Origin of the sequence: Limosilactobacillus oris DSM 4864 (assembly GCF_001434465.1) — a bacterium.
GTDB lineage: Bacteria > Bacillota > Bacilli > Lactobacillales > Lactobacillaceae > Limosilactobacillus > Limosilactobacillus oris.
Map to the genome: position 1 here is coordinate 1 of NZ_AZGE01000053.1, position 2,775 is coordinate 2,775.

The 2,775-nt window shown below is 52.3% G+C and carries 3 protein-coding genes; all 3 read left to right on the forward strand.

Annotation, left to right across the window (positions count from 1 at the left end; genetic code table 11):
- Positions 1-94: 94 nt before the first annotated feature.
- The 3 genes from FC49_RS09505 (at position 95) to FC49_RS09515 (ending at position 2,596) form a co-directional block, all read left to right on the forward strand.
- Positions 95-541, forward strand: a complete 447-nt coding sequence (locus tag FC49_RS09505; protein ID WP_003711479.1) for a winged helix-turn-helix transcriptional regulator — start codon at positions 95-97, stop codon at positions 539-541.
- Between the two features lie 96 nt (positions 542-637).
- Positions 638-1,591 (forward strand): aldo/keto reductase, encoded by a 954-nt coding sequence (locus FC49_RS09510; protein WP_003715658.1) that lies wholly within the window; start codon positions 638-640, stop codon positions 1,589-1,591.
- A 12-nt stretch (positions 1,592-1,603) separates the two neighbouring features.
- Complete coding sequence (locus tag FC49_RS09515) at positions 1,604-2,596, forward strand: aldo/keto reductase (RefSeq protein ID WP_003715695.1); 993 nt, start codon at positions 1,604-1,606, stop codon at positions 2,594-2,596.
- Positions 2,597-2,775 lie beyond the last annotated feature (179 nt).

Here is a 2,775-nt window from a genome sequence, read left to right on the forward strand (position 1 = left end):
GTCCAGGGTTCGATCCCCTGACTGCCCATCAGAGGTTTACAGAGGTTGAGATTTGATTCTCAACCTCTTTTTTGTTTTTCAAAGGAGAATGACCATGGCGAAGAAGGAAGCATTGACCGAAATTCAAATTACGCTCAACACGATTGGCGGTAAGTGGAAGCCATTGATTCTCCACTACTTGCAAAACGAAGGAACTAAGCGGTACAGTGAAATCCTTCGCTACCTAGAAACAGCGCCCAAAAAGACCCTAACCGCCCAGCTGCGGGAGCTGGAAGACGACAATATTATCAAGCGGACCGTCATTCCAACCGTTCCTGTCCAGGTCGAATACAGCGTGACGGACCACGGCAAGTCCCTCTTCCCAATCCTCGAAGTGATGTGTGCCTGGGGCTACATCAACGAGGCCGACTACCAGATTAAGCACCCGACCTGCGTTTACAGTGAACAAACGCGGGCAATTAAGCAGGAACGCTTGCATAAACTTTATGAACAATTTACCAGCGACCAGGAACGCGAAAAGCAGCTGGGAACCCAAAAGTAACCTAGGCAATAAAATGTGCTGTCTTGTCGTTTACTCTCTAACCACCTACCATTAAGGGTGTATAAGTTAGGATAAACGAAAGGACGGCTTTTTATTATGAAACAAATCAACCTCGGTGCCACTAGTCTCAAGATTCCTGCCATGGGCCTCGGCATCATGCGGATGGAGGCCAAGAGTCCGGAACAGGCAGCTGCGGCTATTGACACCGCCTATGATCACGGAATCAACTTTATCGACTCGGCCGACATTTACGGTCAGGGCAAGTCGGAAGAAGTGTTCGGCCAGGCCCTGCAAAAGGCGGCGATAAGCCGGGAAGACCTCTTCATCCAATCAAAAGTCGGGATTATCGTTGACCCCGCCCGCAGTCACGGCAACTTTGTCTTTGGCAGCCGCTATGAATTTACCAAGCAGCATATTCTGGAAGCGGTCGACGGCGTCTTAGAGCGGATGGAGACCGACTACCTCGATGCAGTCCTCCTCCACCGACCCGACCCGCTGATGGACCTCGCTGGAATCAAGGAAGCCTTTGACATTCTCCAGGCCAGTGGTAAGGTTCGCTTCTTCGGGGTATCTAACTTCAACCCCCAGCAGTTTATGATGGTTCAGGACAGCGTCACCCAACGACTGATGTTCAACCAGCTCCAGTTTGGCCTAATGCACACTGGGATGGTTGACTTTGGTATCAACACCAACATCAGCAATACCGACGGGACCGATCATGACGGCGGCCTGCTCGACTTCTGCCGGCGCCAGCACGTCACTATCCAGGCTTGGTCGCCGTTCCAATACGGGAACTTCGAGGGGACCTTTATCGACAACCCGGACTATCCCGAACTAAATGGCCAGCTGGCAAAGTTGGCGGCGAAGTACCATGTCGGCAAGAACGCAATTGCTGCCGCCTGGGTCCTCAAGCACCCGGCCCAGATTCAGCTAATCATGGGGACTATGAACCCTGACCACATTGCCGATAGTGCAGCGGGCGCCGACGTTGATTTGACCAACCAGGAATGGTACGACCTCTACCTGGCAGCTGGTCATAAATTACCATAGGAGGTTAATTAAATGTATCAAGCAAATCCAGACCGTTACCAAAAGATGATTTATAAGCAGGTCGGCAAAAGCGGCTTAAAGCTCTCCGCCATTGGGCTCGGCTTCTGGCACAATTTCGGCAGCGTTGATCCCTACGAAAACCAAAAGGCGATCGTCCACCAAGCCTTTGACCTGGGAATTACCTACTACGACCTGGCTAATAATTACGGCCCGGTTCCGGGGAGTGCCGAAGAAAACTTTGGCCGCATCATGGCTACCGATATGAAGCCCTACCGGGACGAAATGATTATTACCAGCAAGGCTGGCTATGAAATGTGGGACGGTCCTTACGGTAATTGGGGTTCCCGTAAGAGCATCATCGCCAGTGCCAACCAGAGCTTGCAGCGGCTCCAGCTCGACTACGTGGATATCTTCTATTCCCACCGGCCGGATCCGGAAACGCCAATTGAAGAAACCGCTGAAGCCCTCGACCAGCTGGTTCGGGAGGGGAAGACGCTCTACGTTGGCATTTCCAACTACAATGGCGCGCAAACGGCCGCCATCACCAAGATTTTCAAGGACCTCCACACCCCATTTATCATCCACCAGCCCCGCTACAACATGTTTGACCGCCATATTGAGGACGACTTGCTGCCAGTATTGAAGCAGGAGGGCAAGGCCGCGGTTTGCTTTAGCCCGCTCGCCCAGGGTCTGCTCACTGACCGTTATCTCAACGGCATTCCGGCCGACTCGCGGGCGGCCAAGTCTACCAGCCCATTCCTCCATGAGGACCAGGTAGAACAAACTATTGGCAAGGTTAAGCAGCTCAATGAAATTGCCGCCAGCCGCCACCAGACTCTCGCCGAGATGGCGGTTGCCTGGAACCTGCGGGAACCGGAAATCGCCTGCGTCCTCGTCGGTGCCAGTCGGCCCAGCCAGCTCGTCGATGACGTTAAGGCCCTCAATAAGCTGTCATTTACTCCCGACGAATTAGCCGCAATTGATCGGGTCCTAGCAGAAAAGTGATACCAAAAATTCCAGGCCATTAAAGTGGTGCTGGGATTTTTGCTTTAAAAGCCTTGACGATAACGTTACGTCCCCTATCAGCCGAACTTAACAAAAAAGTTCTTGCCAACAGCGCTGAAAATTGATATTATTATTTGTGTTGTCAATGACATGGGCAGTTAGCTCAGCTGGCAGAGCAA